Raw genomic sequence first — 17,489 nt, 5'->3', positions numbered from 1 at the left:
ACCGGGCGGGGCGGGGGCGAGGCGCGAGGCGGCGGCGTCAGCCGAGCGCCAGCGCCCGCACCCGGTCGACCGTGCCGTTGAAGAGGTCGTGGTCCCCGACCGTCGGCCCGGTCGAGGTGTACTGCCACATCGTGTAGAAGTCCCAGCCCGCGGGCAGCTCGCCCGGGGTGGAGGCGTACCGGGCGATCCACAGGGGATGGTCGGCGGCGAACCCGGTGTAGTTCCCGGTGCACTGCTTCCACCAGCTGGTCGCCGTGTAGATCACGGCGTGCCGGCCGGTGCGCTCCCGGTACCGGTCCAGGAAGTCGCCGATCCAGCTCACCATGGCGCTCTGCGACATGCTGTAGCAGGCGTCCCCGTAGGGGTTCCACTCGATGTCGAGCACGCCCGGCAGCGTCATGCCGTCGGGTGACCAGGCGCCGCCGTGGTCGACGAAGTAGTCGGCCTGGGCGGCGCCGCTCGTCCTGTCGGGGGTCGCGAAGTGGTACGCGCCGCGGATCATGCCGACGTCGTACGAACCGTTGTACTGCTGCGGGTGGTAGGGGTTCTGGTAGTACGTCCCCTCCGTGGCCTTCGCGTAGGCCCATCTGACCCCGCTGTCCCAGAGGGTCGACCAGGGCACGTCGCCCTGGTGGCTGGAGACGTCCACGCCCTCCGTCCGGGTGGCGCGGCTGGTGGGCGTGCCGTCCCGGCCGTCATGGGCGAGGACGCCCATGCCCATGTGGGCGGAGCCGCGCGGGGGGACGTCGGGGGCGGCCGCCGCGGCCGCGGGTGTCGCGCGGGGAAGCGAGAGGAGCGCGAGCAGGACCGCCGCGACGGTCGTGAACGCGCGTAGACGGGTGAAGCCGAATCTGTGCACGGGCATGACGTGTCTCCGAGGAACGTGGTGCGGGACCCTTGAGGAGGGGACGCAAGGGAGGCGACGCACGCGGACCGCGACGTGAGCCCCGGGGCTCACCGGGGCTCCCCGGGGGTTCGGAAACCGCCGCCGGGCCGCGTCTGCGAAATACTTGCGGAGCCGCAGCGGCGTCGCCACTTGGCGGGAACACGGACGACCGGGAAAACCGAGGCAGGAACTGACGTGCACGAAGGCGGAAACGGAGGCGCGGCGGACACCCCGTCCGAGGCGCCCGCGAGCGGTGTGGAACAGCCCGGATTCCTCGCTCTGGAAAGGGAGTTGACGGTGCTGCTGCGCCGCGCCAGGGCCAGCCAGGGCGAGATGTCCCGCGAGGTCCATCCGGACCTGGAACCGTCCGCGTACGGTCTGCTCGTCCGTCTGGATGAGTGCGGCGAGCAGCGGGCCACCGAACTCGCCGCCTACATCGGCGTCGGCAAGGCGACGATGTCGCGTCAGCTGCACGCCCTGGAGGAACTCGGGCTCGTCACCCGTGAGCCGGACCCCGCCGACGGCCGCGCCTGGCTGGTCGCCCTCACCCCGGAGGGCCGGGACCGGGTGAGCAGGGTTCGCGAGGCCCGCCGCGCGCGCTACGCCCGCAGCCTCGCCGACTGGGATGCCGGCGAGGTCACGGAACTCGCCCGGCTGCTGCACCAGCTGAACCGCGGGACGGACAGGTGACCGGAGCGCCGTCCGGGGCGACCCGGGGCCGTCCGGGGGACGCAGGGCGCTCCTCGGAGTGATCCGGGCAACCGGAGTGAGCGGGACGCCGTTCGGGGGAAGCGGCGCACCGTTCGGCGTACCGGAGCGATCGGGCCCGGCGGCGTACGGGGGGTCAGGTGCGTACGGGGGCCCGGCGCGTATGGGGATCAGATGGGTACGGGAGACCCGACGGGTACGGGAATCCGGTGGGTACGAGGATCCGGCGTACGGGGACCCGGTGGGTACGGGAATCCGGCGTACGGGAGACCTGGCGGGTACGGGAAACCCCGCGGGCACGGGGAGCCCGGCGCGTGCGGGTGGGCGGGACGGTGACGGGTGGGCGGGGTGGTGTACGGGGAGTCAGAACTCCACGTACACCACCGTCGCGTCGTCGTGCGTCTTGCTCCGGCCCAGCACCACCCGGTCCGTGTCCGCCCGCTCCAGGGCCCGTACGCGATCCACCAGCGCCCGCGACCCCTCCTTGCGGACGAGGGCGAGACACTCCGTCCAGTCGCCCTCGCGGAACTTCTCCACCCAGCGCGCCGCCCCGTCCGTCAGCGCGGCCAGGGCGCGCACCTCGGCACGCGGAAGGGTGCCGGTGACCGCGCGCGCCGCGACCGACGGATCGGCGGCCGCGGTGAAGAAGCCGCCCTCCTTGTTCCGCACCGTGGCGTCCACCAGCGCGTCGGTGGCCAGGGCCGAGCGGGGCAGCAGGGCCAGCCGGTCGTCCAGCAGCGGGGTGACCGCCCCGTCGGGGGACTCGACGAGCAGGACCGAGTCGGACAGCACCAGGTACTCGACGGACTCCGGTGACCAGCGGGCCAGCACCACCGTCGCCTGAGGAGTACGCGGGTGAGAAAGGTCACAGGTTTCGACGTGCGCGTCAGCGGTACGCACAAGGGCCCGGGACAGCAGGTCGGCCAGGGGGACATCCGGGAGTGAAACGGTCAGTTCGGAGAGTGCCCCGCCGAGCCGCGCGGTGAACCAGGGGACGGAGTGCCGGCAGCCCGCCCCGCCCCGCGGCGGCGTGACGCCGTCCAGTACCACCAGTGAACCGCCCTGCCCGGAGGCCGGAAGTCCGACACCGGCGAAGTCCTCGTTGGGGCGGTCCGCGTCGCCGGGTTCCGAGGCGAGTTCAGTACGCATTCCCCTAGTCTGCACGAGGCCTCCACAGGGACCGCCGGAGGCCGGACACGGCCGCTGATTTTCCGGGACCGTGCAGGTCAGGAGCCGAGTTTGGGTGGGAATGCCGTGCTCCGGGCGCGCGTGGCGGCGAATCCTGCCATCGGCCGCCGCAGACGTCCAACCGGCCTGCCGTGCACGGCCGCTGCGGGGCGTGTCGGAACTTGCCCCTCAACTCGCCTCCGATGTTCACTCCTTCGAGTGGCGGGTCAGGTGATGCGTATCCAGCGTCCAGAGGCGCTGGGAGGGTCGGGAGGCGCTGGGGGCGTCTCACGGGCCCAGCGCGGTCGACGGTCCGGGCAGGACGCAGGTGCCTGTCACGAGCAGGGCGTGGACGTCCGTTGACGGAACGTCACCCCGACCCACGGGTACACGAGTCAGGAATGCGAGCACCGGTGCAGAAGACGCGGCCTCGTCGCACAGGCAAGCAGACGGCCCCCACGGGGGACGCCGACCAGAAGCCCACCGTAGGCAAGGGCCGCCCCACCCATGTGCGCAACCGGCTCATCGTGGCCGTCGCGGTGGTGGCCGCCACGATCGCGGGCGCCGGAACACCGTCCGTGCTGGCGGCCTCCGGGCAACTGAACGACTCCCAGAACCTGGTGACCCACGCCGAGCGGACCCGGGACTCCCTGACGCTCGCGCACTCCCTCGCCGACGAACGGGACGAGGTCACGTCCTACATCGCGGCCGGCCGCCCCAAGTCCAAGGCGCCCGCCGAACAGGACAGTGCCCGCGTCGACCGGCAGGTCGAGGAGCTGCGCGCCGACACCGGCATCCCGCAGGCCATGCGCGACGGCCTCGACGCCATCGCGGCCGTGCGCAGGGCGGCGCTCACCGGCAAGAGCAGCGCGCTCGAGGCGCACCAGGCGTACTCCACCGCCGTCACCCAGCTGCACCGGCTCGCCGAGCAGCTCGCGGAGCGGACCCCGCCCCGCGCGGGCGCCGGAGCCTACGCGCTCGCCGAACTGGACTCCGCCGTCCAGCAGGCGGCCGCCACCCGCGGGCTGCTGCTCGCCGCACTCAACGTGCCGAGCACCACCCAGACCGTCATCGACCCGATCACCGGTCTGCCCGCCACCTCCACCGCCTCCTCGGAGGCCGACGCCGAGCTGCGCGACGAGCTGACCGCCGCCGCCCTCCAGGCCCGCCTGCGCTCCGACGCCGCCCTCGCCGACTTCCGTGACACGGCGCCCAAGGCGGCCCGCGCGTCCTACGACTCCACGGTGACCGGACCCGAGGTCGACTCCGCCGAGAAGTACCTCGCGAGCCTCACCGACCAGCCGTCCCTCTCGGACGAGGAACTCGCCACCGACGTCAAGAAGCTGGAGGCCGCGCTCACCGCCCGCGTCGAGACGATGCGCGGGGTGGAGTCCGCCCTCTTCGAGAAGCGCACCAAGGACCTGGCCCAGCTGCGTGACGACGACGTCACCGCGCTGGAGATCCACATCGCCGTCCTCGGCGCTCTCATGCTGCTCGCGGTCGGCGTCGCCACCGCCATGGCCCGCACCCTCACCCGCCCGCTGTCCGTGCTGCGCCGCGGTTCGGCCCGCCTCGCCGGGGCCGAGGACCCGAGCGCCGAAGAGCCGGTCACCTTCACCGGACGCAACGACGAGTTCGCCCAGGTCGTCCGCTCCGTCAATACCCTGCACGCGCACGCCGCGCAGCTCACCACGCGGATCGCCACCCTCGAGGCCGACCGCAAGCACCTCGTCGCGCAGCGGCAGCGGATGGCCGACGCCCGCGAGGAGCTGCGCACCGAACTCACCGAGTCCGCCGCCCGTCTGGAGCAGCTGCGCACCAGCATCGGCGGCACCTTCGTCAACCTGGCGCTGCGCACCCTCGGCCTGGTCGAACGGCAACTCGGCGTCATCGAGGGCCTGGAGGAGCGCGAGGACGACCCGGACCGCCTGGCCACCCTGTTCAAGCTCGACCACTTCGCCACGGTGATGCGCCGGCACAGCGAGAACCTCCTCGTCCTCGCCGGCACCGAACACGTCCAGCACGCGGCGGGACCGGTGCCGCTCGTCGACGTCGTACGGGCCGCGGTCAGCGAGATCGAGCGGTACGAGCGGGTCAGGATCGCCTCGCTGCCGCCGCACGCCCACATCGCCGGGTTCGCCGCCGACGACCTCAGTCATCTGCTGGCCGAACTCCTGGAGAACGCCACCTCGTTCTGCCCGCCCGACCTGCCCGTCGAGGTCTCCGGCTGGCTGCTGGAGAGCGGCGAGGTCATGCTCTCCGTGCAGGACGAGGGCATCGGCATGACCAAGGACCGGCTGGAGCGGCTCAACACCCGTCTGGCCGGCTTCGACCCGGAGGCGCCCTACGAGCACGAGGGCGAGGACGGCCTCGGGCTCGGCCTGTACGTCGTGGCCCGGCTCGCCCAGCGGCACGGGGCGCGGGTGCGGCTGCGGGAGCAGAAGCAGGGCGGCGTCGCCGCGGTCGTGGTCCTTCCCACGACCCTGCTGGCCGCCAAGCCCGCCCCGCCCACCGCCGTGCCCGCCTCCGGCACGGCCGGTGCGCAGCGTGTCTCCCTGCCGGGCGCGGACGCCGAGGCCAACGCCAACGTCCTGCACGGCCGCACGGAGGGTGCAGAGGGCGCAGAGGGCACGGAGAACGAGGATCCGCTGGTCGCCCTGGCGGAACAGGCGGTGGAGCAGCAGCAGCCCGCCGCGGAGGCGCCGGCCGCCGAGGCCCCCGCCGAGACGAAGGCCCCTGCCGCGCCGGAGCCCCCGGGCGACGCGCCGAAGGAGCCCGCGGAGAAGGCCCCTGCCGAGGCCGTCGCCGAGCCTCCCGCCGAAGCCGAAGCCGAAGCCGAAGCCGAAGCCGAAGCCGAAGCCGAAGCCGAAGCCGAAGCCGGCGACGGCGCCGGCGCCGGTGCTCCCGAGGCCGCGGACGGGACGCATCAGCGGCCCGCCGAGACCACCATGGAACTGCTGATCCCCTCGCCCGCGCCCGACGCGACCGCGGCGGCGGACACGAAGGCCCCGGGTGCCCAGCCGGACACCGGGCCCGAGGCTTCGGCCACACCGCCGGCCCGGTCGGTGCCCGCACCCGCGCCCGCCCCCGAGGCCGAGCACGCGCGCGTGCCCGACGGCCCGGAGGCGGAGGAGGACCCGGTCACCGCCAAGGGCCTGCCCAAACGCACACCGAAGATCGCCGCGCGCGCCGAGCCCCCCAGGCAGCGCACCGGCTCGGTGGACGCCGATGCCCTGCGGCGCCGCCTCGGCGGCTTCCGCCAGGGGGCGGAGGCCGGACGCCGGGACGTCGAAGTGGAGATCGCCGAGGAGACGGGACCGCACCGACCGCCGTCCCCCGCGGCCGCACCGTCCGAAGAAGTCACGGGGGGCACCGTCGAGGAGGCAAGCAGTTGACCGCGCCCAGTACCTTCGGACTGAGCAGTGAGGCCCGCAACCTGCACTGGCTGCTGACCAACCTCGTCGAGGAGGTGCCCGGCATCCTCTCGGTCGCCGTGGTCTCCTCCGACGGGCTGCTGCTGCTCTCCTCCGACCCCGACCTCGCGCACGCCCGGACGCACCAGAGCGAGGCCGCCGCCGGGGCGCTCGAGGTGCGGATCGGGAAACGTGCCGGCCCGCGCGGCTCCGCCGCCGATCTGGCCACCGTCGTCTCCGGCATCGGCAGCCTGACCGTCGGCGCCGCCAAGCTGATGGACTACGGCCAGATCAAGCACACCATGGTGGCGATGGACGAGGGCAGTCTGTTCGTGATGTCGATCAGCGACGGCTCGCTGCTCGGTGTGCACGGTTCCGCGGAGTGCGACATGAGCGTGGTCGCGTACCACATGGCTCTGTTCGTGGGCCGGGCCGGCCATGTCCTGACCCCCGAGCTCCGCAGCGAACTGCGCAAGACCCTGGAGAACAAGACCCTGGAGAACGAGTCCACCGGGAGCCCCCGTTGAGCGGTAAAACCAGGAAGAACCTCCCGATCCGCGGCGGGGACCGCAAACCCGCCCGGGTCCGCCCCTATTCGCTCACCGGCGGCCGTACCCGCTTCGGCCATGTGCTCCTCGTCGAGACGTTCGTGGCGGCCACCGCCGAACTGGAGGCCGCCGGGCAGCGCAAGGAGCTGACGAAGGGCTCGCTGAAGTCGACGATCATGCCGGAGATGCGGGCCATCGTCGAACTGTGCCGCCGGATGCGCACGGTGGCCGAGATCGCCGCGCTGCTGAAGATGCCGCTCGGCGTGGTCCGGGTGCTCCTGAGCGACCTCGCGGACCAGGGAAGGATCCGTGTCTACGGAACGGGAACCGGCCACGGCACGGGCCGCCCGGACCGCGTACTGCTGGAAAGGGTGCTGAGTGGACTCCGCCGTCTCTGACGCAGTTCAAGGCGTCTCCCCGCTCGTCGAGGACGACGAGCAGTTGCAGCCCTGGCAGACGGACCGTACCCGCGCCCCGATCGCCACGAAGATAGTGGTGGCCGGCGGCTTCGGAGTCGGCAAGACCACGTTGGTCTCCACCGTCTCGGAGATCAAGCCTCTGGAGACCGAGGCGCTGATGACCGAGGCGAGCGTCGAGACCGACGACCTCACCGCCACGCCGGACAAGCTGACCACCACCGTGGCCATGGACTTCGGCCGCATCACGCTCGACGACGACCTGGTGCTCTACGTCTTCGGCACGCCGGGGCAGCAGCGGTTCTGGTTCATGTGGGACGACCTGGTGCGCGGCGCGATCGGCGCGGTCGTCATGGCCGACACCCGCCGGCTCAAGGACTGCTTCCCGGCGCTCGACTACTTCGAGAGCTGCGGACTGCCGTACGTCGTCGCGGTCAACCACTTCGACGAGACCGAGCGGTTCGAGCCGGACGACGTGCGGGAGGCGCTCACCATCCCGGACCGCATACCTGTCATGATCATGGACGCCCGGCACCGGATCTCGGTCATCGAGACCCTCCTGTCCCTGGTGGGTCACGCGCTCGAGGAAACCCCGGAGTAGCCCGGAAGTCCTCGTCCCCTAGGAGAACCCCCGTATGCGGAAAATACTCGTCGTCGGAGCCGGTCAGTCCGGTCTCCAGCTCGCCCTCGGCCTTCAGTCGCACGGGTACGAGGTCACCCTGATGTCCAACCGGACCGCGGACGAGATCCGCACCGGACGGGTGATGTCGACGCAGTGCATGTTCCACACGGCCCTGCAGCACGAGCGCGATCTCCAGCTGAACTTCTGGGAGTCCCAGGCCCCGAAGATCCAGGGGCTCGGTGTCTCGGTCGCGGCCCCCGGCTCGCACGACCCGGGCCCGACGCAACGCGCGATCAACTGGCTGGGCCTGCTCGACGGGTTCGCGCAGTCGGTCGACCAGCGGGTGAAGATGGCGGGCTGGATGGACACGTTCGCACAGCGTGGCGGCCAGTTGGTCATCCACGGCGCGGCCGTCGGCGACCTGGACTACTTCTCCCGTACGTACGACCTCGTGCTCGTCGCCGCGGGCAAGGGCGAGCTCGTGCAGATGTTCGGCCGGGACGCCTCGCGCTCCCCGTACGCCGAGCCGCAGCGGGCGCTCGCGGTGGCCTACGTCCACGGGATGGACCCGCGTCCGGAGCACCCGGACACCGAGGCGGTCCGCTGCAACATCGTCCCCGGCGTCGGCGAGATGTTCATCATGCCGACGCTCACCACGTCGGGCCGTGCCGACATCCTGTTCTGGGAGGGCATACCCGGCGGCCCGCTGGACGCCTTCAAGGACGTCAAGGACCCGGCGGAGCACCTCTCCCTGACCCTGGAACTCATGGAGAAGTTCCTCCCCTGGGAGCACGCGCGGACCAGCAAGGTCGAACTGACCGACGCCGGCGGCACCCTCGCCGGCCGCTACGCCCCGACCGTCCGCAACCCCGTCGGCCGGCTGCCCGGCGGCGGCCTGGTCCTCGGCGTCGCCGACGTGGTCGTGGCCAACGACCCGATCACCGGCCAGGGCTCCAACTCGGCCTCCAAGTGCGCCGCCTCCTACCTCGCCTCGATCGTCGAGCACGGTGAGCAGCCGTTCGACGAGGCGTGGATGCGGCAGACCTTCGACCGCTACTGGGCCACCGCCCAGCACGTCACCAAGTGGACCAACGCCATGCTGGCCCCGCCGCCCGCGCACGTCCTCGAGGTGCTCGGCGCCGCGGGCAGCCTCCAGCCCGTCGCCGACCGGTTCGTCAACTGCTTCGACGACCCGGCCGACCTCGAGAACTTCTTCTACGACCCGGAGAAGGCCGGGGCCTACCTGGCGGAGGTCTCGGGAGCGGCGGGCGGCGCGTAGGCGCGCGCGTAGCCCTGGTCGGGTCCCTCGGTCGCCCCCTCGGGGAGCTCCGGCGGCACATGGTGCCGCAGGGGCTCCCCGGCCGGGTCGGGGCGTACGGCGCCCAGGACCGGGTTGGCCGCGATCGGGGAGACCTTGACCCGTGCGCCGGGCCGGGGTGCCTGCACCACCATGCCGTCACCCAGGTAGAGGGCGACATGCGTGGCCTCGGGGAAGTACACGACGAGGTCGCCCGGCCGCAGCTCGTCCAGCGCGACCCGCTCCAGCCGGGCCCACTGCTCCCGGCTGGTCCGGGGGACGGGCGTTCCGGCGGCACCCCACGCCTCGGACGTCAGCCCCGCACCGTCGTACGCCCCGGAGTCCTCCGCGCCCCACTCGTACGGCTTGCCGATCTGCTCCACCGCGTACCGCACGGCCCGGCCGCCCGCCGCGGAGGGGGTGCGCCCGCCGCCGGGGGCACCGGAGGCACCGGGTGCGCCCAGGGCGCCGGAGGCCAGGAACTCCGCCTGGTCCCGGGCCACTTCGGCCCGTTCCCGCGCGGCGAGGGCGGCCAGTTCCCCGGGGCTGAGCGAGGCGAGCAGTTCCTCGACCTCGTCGAGCCGCTCACGCACCGCGTCCCGCTCCTTCCTGCGCCGTTCGGTGAGGGCGAGCCGGACGTCGAGTGCCCTGCGGGCCCGCCGGGCGAGCACGTCGGCCCGCTTCTCACCGCCGGCCAGCCGGCCCACCGTGTCCGCCCGGTTGCGCGCCAGCCGCCCGATCACATGCCCTTGGTCGAGCGCGTGCTGCGGATCGCGTGCCAGCAGCAGCCGTACGTACGGGGAGACCCCGGTGCTGTTCTGGTACTGGTGCCGGGCCAGCCGTCCGGCCGCGCCCCGGCTGTCGTGCAGGGAGAGCCGGGCGCGGGCGAGGGCGCTCTCCAGCCGCCGGGTCTCGGCGCGCTGCTCCGTCAGCCGCTCCTCGGTGGCCTCGTAGGCCTCGGTGGCCCTCCCCACCGCGCGGTACAGCCGCTGAAGGTCCGTCAACAACTCGGCGACGGAACGCTCGCGGGGTGCGGCCGCGGTGCCCGCGGGCGGTCCGGGGACGCCGTCGTCGCTCCTGGAGGCCCCGGGGGGCCGTACCGCGGCCCTCTCCGGCGGCTTCGGAGCGGCCGTCGCGGGCACCGGCGCGAGAACGGTCCCGGCCGTGACCGCCGCCGTACACACCAGACGCAGAAGCATTACTGACATGCCATCACCTCCGACGCGGGCGGTTCCTCCGCTCCGCACCGTGAGCATCCGGCGGCCCGGCCGGGCCCGCTCGCCGGGTGTGCGCGGTTCGGCGCAACGACGTCACCCGACGGCGTCGTCCGGTTTGCCACCCGGCGTGGCGTCCGGACCGGCGGCGGGCTCGCGGACGCGCCCCGACCACGGCCACCGCGGCCGGCCGCCCACTGCCCCGCTCGGGTCGTACAGGTACCTCCACCCCCGCGTCAGCCCGATCCGCCCGCCCCGCTCCCGGGGCACCCGCCGGTAGACCAGCACGGTGGCCGGGCCGCCGTCCGGGGCCGGGACGGGAATGCGGTACGTCTTGGGCGGGTGCCCGGTGATGCCCAGCAGCACGGGCAGGACGCGCCCGTCCATGGGTCCGCCCTCGAAGGGGGTGTCCTGACTCTTCACGCCTCCAGTGTCGGCCATGCCCCACGCGGGCCGTCCGCCGGCGGCGGCAGTGGGTCAGGCGTCCGTCAGGCGTCCGTCAGCAGGGTCCGGACGAGTGCCTCGGTCTGGGCGTCCCGCCGCGCGGTCACCTCCAGGGCGGCCAGGAACTGCTCCACCAGCCAGTCCCGCAGCTCGTCGGCCGGCGGGAGCCGGTCCTCGTCGAGCCAGATCAGCGAGGCCGCCTCCACGGCGGTGATCCACATCCGGATGGTCATCCGCAGCCGGGGCCCCGGCTCGGTGACTTCGAGATGGCCGAGGATGTGCTCGGCGGCGGCCCGGCGCACACCGTCGACGACGGCGGTCGTACGGGAGGTCTCCACGACGCTCCCGCCCTGCAGCAGCGCGCTGAACCCGGGGCCGTGCCCGTCGACGAAGGCGAGATAGCGGTCGAGGGCCCTGGACAGCCGGGGCAGCGGCGGACCCTCGCGCGGCTCGTCGAAGCAGTGCCGCAGCTCGTCGGCGGCGGACCTGAGCGCCGCCTCGTACAACTGCTGCTTGCCGCCCGGGAAGTACCGGTACACCAGGGGGCGCGACACCCCGGCCGCCTCCGCCACGTCCTCCGGCGACACCTCGTCGGGCGCGCGGTGGGCGAAGAGGGACAGCGCGGCGTCGATCAGCTGACTGCGCCGCTCCTCGACGCCGAGGCGCCGGTAGGCGGGGGTGGGAGCCTGCGGGGTCATGCCCCGCAGCGTAACCAACCGCTTCCGGCGGCCGCCTAGGCCAGAAGTCCGGACGACTTCCACAGCCTCCGCCCGACCCCGCGCAGCACGCCGATGTCGTCCAGGAACTCCGTCAGCCGGCTCGACCCCTGCCGCATCACGTCCCGCCGGTGCCCGCTCGCCCTGACCTGGGCGACGGCCTCGCGCCTGTCCAGCCCCACGTTCGGGTACACCTCGGGGTTCACGAACGCCACCGAGAAGACGCGGGCGAACTCGCCGGAGGTGATCCGGGTGAACTCCCGCGACCACTTCGGCGCGGTCACCATCTGGCGCCGCAGCTCCTCACGGGCGTAGCGGACGTGCCGGGCCTCCTCGGCGACGTGGATGCGGGTGACGCCCCGGATCAGCGGCTGGACGCGCTCGTCCGGGAAGGTCAGCCGCTGCATCCAGTCCAGCACCTCCTCGCCGAGCAGGGTCGCCGTGAAGGAGCCGGGCGTGGTGGAGACCGTCTTGAACAGCCGCCCCAGCTGCTGGTGGGACCGGCTCACCGGGTACCACGGGGTGCCGCCACGCGTGATCACCCGGGCGAACATCCTGGAGTGCCGGCACTCGTCCTCGATCTCGGTGAGCGCGTACCGCACATGCGCGCTCGTGGCGGCCTTGTCGTAGACGTGCCGCACCAGCAGCTGCATCAGGATCAGCTCGAACCAGATGCCGAGCGAGGCGAGCGCCGCGGCCTCGTGCCGGGAGAGCGCGATGCGCTGCTCCTCTCCCATCCGCTTCCACAGCGGGGTGCCGTACAGGGAGACCAGCTCCGGCGGCCAGAACCACTTGCCCTCCTCGAACGGGGCGTCCCAGTCCAGCTCCGCGTCCGGGTCGAAGGAGTGCCTGGCGGAGGCGTCGAGCAGTCGCTGGGCCACCTGTTCCCGGTCCTTGAGCAGGCCGAGCGCGTCGCGCAGCCCGTCGAGCGCGTCGGCTTCCGTCAGGGTCCGATTCTGGGGTGTCATGGCGGCTCCACCTCGCGGGTGTATCGGGTCACCGGCGGTTCACCTCCCTTATGAGACTGCTTGTCAGCAGGCCCGTCAATCCCCTGGGATCGGCTTGTCGACAGAGGCTCCCTTCTCGCGGGCGTCAATGGCGCGCCCTCCGGATCACCTCATGGAGCGGCAAATCGGCGTTCCCCCTGGGTAGGCTGACTGTGCCGGTCAGACTCCAGCGCATGGGAGTAATCATGAGCGCCGTACGCGACTCCGAACTGGACGACGACTACCAGTGGCCGCGTCCGCCCGAGGGCGGCTGGACTGCGGACGACCTCGACGAGCTTCCCAACCTGCCTCCGCACACGGAGCTGATTGACGGGAGCCTTGTCTTCGTGAGTCCGCAGACCAATTTCCACTCCCGTGTCATTCGCCTGCTGGACAACGCCCTGCTGGCTCAGGTGCCGGACGAGCTTGACGTCATCCGTGAGATGACCGTCAAGCTCAACCAGCGCAATCGGCCGGAGCCCGATGTCTTGGTGTTCCGGGCAGGCGCCGACACCGGCCCGAGTCAGACCTGGTACCGGCCGGAGGACGTGGTGATCGCTATCGAGGTCGTCTCCAAGGACTCGGTGGAGCGGGACCGTGAGGCCAAGCCCCGCAAGTACGCGGCCGCGGGTATCGCACACTTCTGGCGCGTTGAGGAGAGCGACGGGCTCCCCGTGGTCTACGTCTACGAGCTGGACGCCGCGACCAAGGCGTACGTGCCCATGGGCATCTTCCACAACCGCCTCAAGCTCACCGTCCCCTTCCCCGTCGACATCGACCTCACCGCCGTCGACCGCCGCCGCTAGGCCGAGCAGCCCGGCCCGTCCGGCACCTCGCCAGTCACCGGCGTCGACGCGCCGGGCGGGAACGACGTCCGGAGGGTGAACGCGTAGGGGGTCGGGCCGTGGGCGCGCAGGTGCAGCAGCCGTGCCTCGGCCTCCGCGACCGTGGGGCGGTGCCCCTTCGGGACCCACCACAGGGCCGTCATCGCCTCCCGCACCTGCTCGAACCACTCCCGCCGCCGGCCCAGCATCTCCCGATGCCGTCCCTGGTACATGAACGCGGTCAGGGCGTCGGTGTTCCGCCACACCGACATGTTGATGATCAGCCACGCGTCGTCGAAGACCGGTATGTCCGTCGCGTTGCCCTCCTCGCTCTTCAGACGCCAGACGAAGCCGTCGGCGGCCTCGGCGTCCGCGTTCACCGGGTCGAGGTGGTCGACGAAGTCCTTCAACCGTGGTGAGTCCACAGGGGCCTTGAGGCGGGAGATGTTCACCTGGGCGAGTTCGTGGGTGCTCTCGGCTTCGGTCATGAACCGGACGGTAAGCCGGGAACGGAATGCTCCGGTAGTCCACGTCTCAGCAAGTGGGCTTCTTTTCCTACGAGTTGAGCACCGCCTCCATCACCGCCCGGGCGATCGGCGCTGCTGTTCCGCCGCCGCTGATCTCCCGGCGGTTCGCCGCCGCGTCCTCCACCACCACCGCCACCGCGACCTTCGCCTCCGCCTCTCCGTCGGCCTGTGCCCAGGACACGAACCAGGCGTACGGCGTACCGGAGTTGCCGATGCCGTGCTGGGCGGTGCCGGTCTTGCCGCCGACCACGGCCCCCCGGATGGCGGCGTTCGTGCCGGTGCCCCCCTCCACCACCCCCCGCATCAGCTCCCGCAACCGCAGCGCCGTCGACGGGAACATGGCGCGCCGCGTCGGACGCGAGCCGGCCGTCGACACCGTGCCGCCGCCCGCCCGGGTCGTCCGCTCCACCAGATACGGCTCCCGCACCTGCCCGTTGTTGACGACGGCCGCCGCGACCATCGCCATCTGCAGCGGGGTGGCCCGCGTGTTGTACTGCCCGATCGACGACAGCGCGAGCTGCGCCCGGTCCATCGTGGTGTCGAAGGTGCTGCGCGCCACCGGGAACGGAATCCGCAGCCCGTCCTCGTTGAAGCCGAAGCCCTCGGCCGTGGCTGTCAGGTCCGCCAGGCCCGTGGCCACGCCCAGCTTGGCGAACACGGTGTTGCAGGACCAGGTGAACGCCTCCCGCACCGAGGCGTCCGTACAGCCCCGGGACCCGTTCGTCAGCCGTGTCGTCGTCCCCGGCAGGAGGTACGGGTCGGGGGAGTCGGTCGGCGCGTCGAGGTCGGTGACCGCGCCCGCGTCCAGCGCCGCCGCCGCGGTGACCACCTTGAACGTCGACCCCGGCGGGTACGTCTGCCGCACCGCCCGGTTCAGCATCGGCCGGCCCGGATCGGAGTTCAGCCGCTCCCAGGCGCCGCGCGCCGCCGTACCGTTCCCGGACAGCAGCTCCGGGTCGTACGACGGGACGGACACCAGCGCCAGGATCCGTCCGGTCGACGGCTCCACCGCGGCCACCGCGCCCTTGCGCGAGCGCAGCCCCTCGTACGCGGCCCGCTGCGCGGCCGGGTCGATCGTCGTGACGACGTTCCCGCCCGCGTTGCGCGAGCGCGTGAAGTCGTTCCACAGCGGCAACGGCTGGAGCACCGGGTCGGTGCCGGACAGCAGCCCGTCCTCCGTGTCCTCCAGCAGGGTCGTCCCGTACTCCTGCGAGGCGTACCCGGTCACCGGCGCGTACAACGGCCCGGCTCCGTAGGTCCGTTCGTAGCGCAGATGCTCCCCGGTGTCCCGCGACCCGGTGACCGGGCGGCCGTCGACCAGGATGTCGCCGCGCGGCTGGCCGTAGCGGGCGATGGCGTCACGGCGGTTGGCCGGGTTGCCCTCGTAGGCGTCGGCCCGCAGCACCTGCACGCGCAGGGCGTTCAGCAGCAGGGCGAGCAGCAGCAGCGCGCAGAAGACGGCGGCGTGCCGGATGTACCGCGTCACGACCCGGCACCTCCGTCCCTTGGGAGGCACCCGTCCCCCTGGCGCCGTGCCGAATCGCTCAGCCGGGCCAGCAACGCCACGATCGCCCAGTTGGTGACCACCGACGAACCGCCCTGCGCCAGGAACGGCATCGCCATCCCGGTCAGCGGGATCAGCCCGGTCACCCCGCCCGCGATGACGAACACCTGGAGCGCCACGAGCGCGGCGAGCCCCACGGCGAGCAGCCGGCCGAACGGGTCGCGCAGCACGAGCCCCGTGCGGTAGCCGCGCTCCACCAGCAGCCCGTACAGCAGGAAGATCGCGCAGAGTCCGGCCAGCCCCAGCTCCTCGCCCGCCGTGGCCAGGATGAAGTCGGACTTGACCGCGAAACCGATGAGGACGGAGTTCCCGAGCCCCAGCCCGGTGCCGAGCAGCCCGCCCTCCGCGAAGGCGAACAGGGACTGCGCGAGCTGGTTCGGGCCCTCGCCCGCCTCGATCGAGGCGAACGGATGCAGCCAGGTCTCGATCCTGCTGTGCACGTGCGGTTCCAGCCGGCCCACGGCCACCGCGCCCAGCGAGGCCAGCAGCAGGCCGACGGCGAGCCAGCCGGTGCGGCCGGTGGCGACGTACAGCAGGACGACGAACAGGCCGAAGAACAGCAGCGACGTGCCGAGATCCCGCTCCAGTACCAGCACACCCACGCTCACCAGCCACACCGCGACGATCGGTCCGAGCACCCGGCCGGTGGGCAGCTGGAGCCGCCAGACCCTGCGGCCGGCATAGGTGAGCGCGGCCCGGTTCTGCGCCAGGTACGCGGCGAAGAACACCGCGAGCAGCACCTTCGCGAACTCGCCCGGCTGGATGGAGAACCCGGCGACCCGGATCCAGATACGGGCCCCGTTCACCGCCGGGAAGAGGATCGGCACCGCGAGCAGGACGAGCGCCGAGGCGGCACAGGCACGGGTGAAGCGCTGGAGCAGCCGGTGGTCGCGCAGCAGCAGGACGACCGTGATGAACAGGGCCACTCCCAGCGTCGACCACACCAGTTGGGTCGGGGCGGCCCGGTCGCCGGGTGTCTCCAGATCGAGCCGGTAGATCAGCACCAGACCGAGCCCGTTGAGCAGGACGGCGATGGGCAGCAGCAGCGGATCGGCCCAGGGGGCCCGGAAGCGCACCGCGAGATGCGCGAGCAGGGCGAGCACGCCGAGCCCGGCGCCGTAACCGGCGGCGCCGGGCGGGACGGAGCCGTTCCTCGCGATTCCGACGGCGCAGTAGCCGAACACCGACAACAGGACGGCCAGGACGATGAGGACGAGCTCGATGCCACGGCGCCGGGGGAGGGGAGCGGCGGGCGTGGGCGGATCAGCCGTCGCCAGGGAGATTCCGGCCTTGCTCATGTGCGGAACCTACCCATATGAGACGGCTTACGTGGTGTGCCCGTCAGCACCAGCGTGGCGCGGGCCCGATGTTGTCGATGTGGCGGGCGGGGCCCCAGGCCCAGGTGCCGTCGGTGAGGAGGTACCAGAGCGAATTGCCCTGCACGGAGCCCCCGCCGACCTTGCAGTAGATCGAGACGATCTCGCCCTTGTGGGCGTAACGGATGATGCGTGAACCGCGGTCCGGCGAGCTGCGCAGGGCCAGCGAGGGTGCTGTGACGACGCCCTTGAACTTGCCCTGGTCGCCGTGGTTGCCGCCGGCCTGGTTGCCCCCGTCGTGGTTGTTGTTGCCGCCACCCTGCTGGTTGTTGCCGTTGCCGTGGCCGTTGCCGTTGCCACCGCCCTGCTGATTTCCGTTTCCGTGGCCCTGCTGGTTTCCACCGCCTTGCTGGTTGTTGCCACCGTTGCTGTTTCCGCCGCCTTGCTGGTTGCCGTTGCCGTTGTTGCCGCCCTGCTGGTTGTTGCCGTAGCCGTTCCCGTTTCCGCCGCCTTGCTGGTTGCCGTACCCGTTTCCGCCGCCTTGCTGGTTGCCTCCGTTCCCGTTGCCGTTGCCGTTCCCGTTGGTGTGGCCGTTGCCGCCCTGCTGGCTCCAACTCGCTTGGTCGCCGTCGCCCCCTCCGTCGCTCGCGACGGCGGGGACGACGGCGGTCGCGAGGGCGAGGGCGCCGACGGCCAGGGATATGGGTAGCCGGCGGATGAGAGGAGAGCGGGACGAGCGCGCCGAACGTGAGGAGTGCGAGGACATGCAGTACCTCCATATGGTGGCGAAAGAGTCGAAGGTGACTGATCGCCACACTAGGAGCAGCCCTTCACACCCGCC

At 72.2% G+C, this 17,489-nt stretch carries 17 protein-coding genes; 7 read left to right on the top strand and 10 right to left on the bottom strand.

Annotated features, from left to right (window positions below; genetic code table 11):
• Positions 1 to 37: 37 nt before the first annotated feature.
• Entirely contained in the window at positions 38 to 865 is an 828-nt protein-coding gene (locus PYS65_RS11750) for a lysozyme (RefSeq protein WP_279333897.1), read from the bottom strand.
• A 216-nt stretch (positions 866 to 1,081) separates the two neighbouring features.
• On the opposite strand from PYS65_RS11750, the gene PYS65_RS11745 reads away from it, so the two are divergent.
• On the top strand, positions 1,082 to 1,576 hold the full coding sequence (locus PYS65_RS11745) for a MarR family winged helix-turn-helix transcriptional regulator (RefSeq protein WP_279333896.1): 495 nt from the start codon (positions 1,082 to 1,084) through the stop codon (positions 1,574 to 1,576).
• A gap of 381 nt (positions 1,577 to 1,957) precedes the next feature.
• Here the strand turns inward: PYS65_RS11745 and PYS65_RS11740 are convergent, their stop codons facing one another.
• Positions 1,958 to 2,743, bottom strand: coding sequence for a protein phosphatase 2C domain-containing protein (locus tag PYS65_RS11740; RefSeq protein WP_279333895.1), 786 nt, complete (start codon positions 2,741 to 2,743; stop codon positions 1,958 to 1,960).
• 431 nt (positions 2,744 to 3,174) lie between these two features.
• On the opposite strand from PYS65_RS11740, the gene PYS65_RS11735 reads away from it, so the two are divergent.
• Genes PYS65_RS11735 through PYS65_RS11715 form a run of 5 tightly spaced genes read left to right on the top strand, consistent with a single transcriptional unit; the run spans position 3,175 to position 9,039 of the window.
• Positions 3,175 to 6,156, top strand: coding sequence for a sensor histidine kinase (locus PYS65_RS11735; RefSeq protein WP_279333894.1), 2,982 nt, complete (start codon positions 3,175 to 3,177; stop codon positions 6,154 to 6,156).
• Positions 6,153 to 6,701, top strand: a complete 549-nt coding sequence (locus tag PYS65_RS11730; RefSeq protein ID WP_279333893.1) for a roadblock/LC7 domain-containing protein — start codon at positions 6,153 to 6,155, stop codon at positions 6,699 to 6,701. The genes PYS65_RS11735 and PYS65_RS11730 overlap by 4 nt, the downstream gene beginning before the upstream one ends.
• Positions 6,698 to 7,120, top strand: a complete 423-nt coding sequence (locus tag PYS65_RS11725; protein ID WP_279333892.1) for a DUF742 domain-containing protein — start codon at positions 6,698 to 6,700, stop codon at positions 7,118 to 7,120. Before PYS65_RS11730 ends, PYS65_RS11725 begins: the two co-directional genes overlap by 4 nt.
• Positions 7,101 to 7,739, top strand: a complete 639-nt coding sequence (locus PYS65_RS11720) for a GTP-binding protein (protein WP_279333891.1) — start codon at positions 7,101 to 7,103, stop codon at positions 7,737 to 7,739. The genes PYS65_RS11725 and PYS65_RS11720 overlap by 20 nt, the downstream gene beginning before the upstream one ends.
• Positions 7,740 to 7,773: 34 nt before the next feature.
• A complete protein-coding gene (locus PYS65_RS11715; RefSeq protein WP_279333890.1) occupies positions 7,774 to 9,039 on the top strand; it encodes a styrene monooxygenase/indole monooxygenase family protein in 1,266 nt (421 codons plus the stop codon).
• Here PYS65_RS11715 and PYS65_RS11710 read toward each other — a convergent pair.
• The 4 genes from PYS65_RS11710 to PYS65_RS11695 all read right to left on the bottom strand — a co-directional run bounded on the left by PYS65_RS11710 (position 9,000) and on the right by PYS65_RS11695 (position 12,399).
• Entirely contained in the window at positions 9,000 to 10,265 is a 1,266-nt protein-coding gene (locus tag PYS65_RS11710) for a C40 family peptidase (RefSeq protein WP_279333889.1), read from the bottom strand. The genes PYS65_RS11715 and PYS65_RS11710 overlap by 40 nt on opposite strands.
• Positions 10,266 to 10,367: 102 nt before the next feature.
• A complete protein-coding gene (locus PYS65_RS11705) occupies positions 10,368 to 10,694 on the bottom strand; it encodes a hypothetical protein (protein ID WP_279333888.1) in 327 nt (108 codons plus the stop codon).
• A gap of 65 nt (positions 10,695 to 10,759) precedes the next feature.
• A complete protein-coding gene (locus PYS65_RS11700; RefSeq protein WP_279333887.1) occupies positions 10,760 to 11,413 on the bottom strand; it encodes a TetR/AcrR family transcriptional regulator in 654 nt (217 codons plus the stop codon).
• Positions 11,414 to 11,448: 35 nt separating this feature from the next.
• Entirely contained in the window at positions 11,449 to 12,399 is a 951-nt protein-coding gene (locus PYS65_RS11695) for an AurF N-oxygenase family protein (RefSeq protein ID WP_279333886.1), read from the bottom strand.
• A gap of 212 nt (positions 12,400 to 12,611) precedes the next feature.
• Here PYS65_RS11695 and PYS65_RS11690 point away from each other — a divergent pair, with 212 nt between their 5' ends.
• Complete coding sequence (locus PYS65_RS11690; protein WP_387036928.1) at positions 12,612 to 13,223, top strand: Uma2 family endonuclease; 612 nt, start codon at positions 12,612 to 12,614, stop codon at positions 13,221 to 13,223.
• On the opposite strand, the gene PYS65_RS11685 is transcribed toward PYS65_RS11690, so the two are convergent.
• The 4 genes from PYS65_RS11685 to PYS65_RS11670 all read right to left on the bottom strand — a co-directional run bounded on the left by PYS65_RS11685 (position 13,220) and on the right by PYS65_RS11670 (position 17,414).
• Positions 13,220 to 13,729 (bottom strand): DUF3291 domain-containing protein, encoded by a 510-nt coding sequence (locus tag PYS65_RS11685; RefSeq protein WP_279333885.1) that lies wholly within the window; start codon positions 13,727 to 13,729, stop codon positions 13,220 to 13,222. The two genes, PYS65_RS11690 and PYS65_RS11685, sit on opposite strands and share 4 nt — an antisense overlap.
• Before the next feature lie 67 nt (positions 13,730 to 13,796).
• Entirely contained in the window at positions 13,797 to 15,254 is a 1,458-nt protein-coding gene (locus PYS65_RS11680; RefSeq protein ID WP_279333884.1) for a penicillin-binding transpeptidase domain-containing protein, read from the bottom strand.
• Positions 15,251 to 16,630 carry an FtsW/RodA/SpoVE family cell cycle protein gene (locus tag PYS65_RS11675; RefSeq protein WP_279333883.1) on the bottom strand — a complete coding sequence of 460 codons (1,380 nt, stop codon included), beginning with the start codon at positions 16,628 to 16,630 and terminating at the stop codon, positions 15,251 to 15,253. Before PYS65_RS11675 ends, PYS65_RS11680 begins: the two co-directional genes overlap by 4 nt.
• Before the next feature lie 43 nt (positions 16,631 to 16,673).
• Positions 16,674 to 17,414 (bottom strand): SH3 domain-containing protein, encoded by a 741-nt coding sequence (locus PYS65_RS11670; RefSeq protein WP_279333882.1) that lies wholly within the window; start codon positions 17,412 to 17,414, stop codon positions 16,674 to 16,676.
• Positions 17,415 to 17,489 lie beyond the last annotated feature (75 nt).

This window comes from Streptomyces cathayae (assembly GCF_029760955.1).
GTDB classification, from domain to species: Bacteria; Actinomycetota; Actinomycetes; order Streptomycetales; family Streptomycetaceae; genus Streptomyces; species Streptomyces cathayae.
This window is presented reverse-complemented; position numbering and strand designations above follow the sequence as displayed.

What these genes read in the sequence shown, in the direction of transcription:
- PYS65_RS11750 (WP_279333897.1), bottom strand. Translation starts at nt 865, where the DNA reads ATGCCCGTGCACAGATTCGGCTTCACCCGTCTACGCGCGTTCACGACC.
- PYS65_RS11740 (WP_279333895.1), bottom strand. Translation starts at nt 2,743, where the DNA reads ATGCGTACTGAACTCGCCTCGGAACCCGGCGACGCGGACCGCCCCAAC.
- PYS65_RS11715 (WP_279333890.1), top strand. Translation starts at nt 7,774, where the DNA reads ATGCGGAAAATACTCGTCGTCGGAGCCGGTCAGTCCGGTCTCCAGCTC.
- PYS65_RS11710 (WP_279333889.1), bottom strand. Translation starts at nt 10,265, where the DNA reads ATGTCAGTAATGCTTCTGCGTCTGGTGTGTACGGCGGCGGTCACGGCC.
- PYS65_RS11700 (WP_279333887.1), bottom strand. Translation starts at nt 11,413, where the DNA reads ATGACCCCGCAGGCTCCCACCCCCGCCTACCGGCGCCTCGGCGTCGAG.
- PYS65_RS11695 (WP_279333886.1), bottom strand. Translation starts at nt 12,399, where the DNA reads ATGACACCCCAGAATCGGACCCTGACGGAAGCCGACGCGCTCGACGGG.
- PYS65_RS11690 (WP_387036928.1), top strand. Translation starts at nt 12,612, where the DNA reads ATGGGAGTAATCATGAGCGCCGTACGCGACTCCGAACTGGACGACGAC.
- PYS65_RS11685 (WP_279333885.1), bottom strand. Translation starts at nt 13,729, where the DNA reads ATGACCGAAGCCGAGAGCACCCACGAACTCGCCCAGGTGAACATCTCC.
- PYS65_RS11675 (WP_279333883.1), bottom strand. Translation starts at nt 16,630, where the DNA reads ATGAGCAAGGCCGGAATCTCCCTGGCGACGGCTGATCCGCCCACGCCC.
- PYS65_RS11670 (WP_279333882.1), bottom strand. Translation starts at nt 17,414, where the DNA reads ATGTCCTCGCACTCCTCACGTTCGGCGCGCTCGTCCCGCTCTCCTCTC.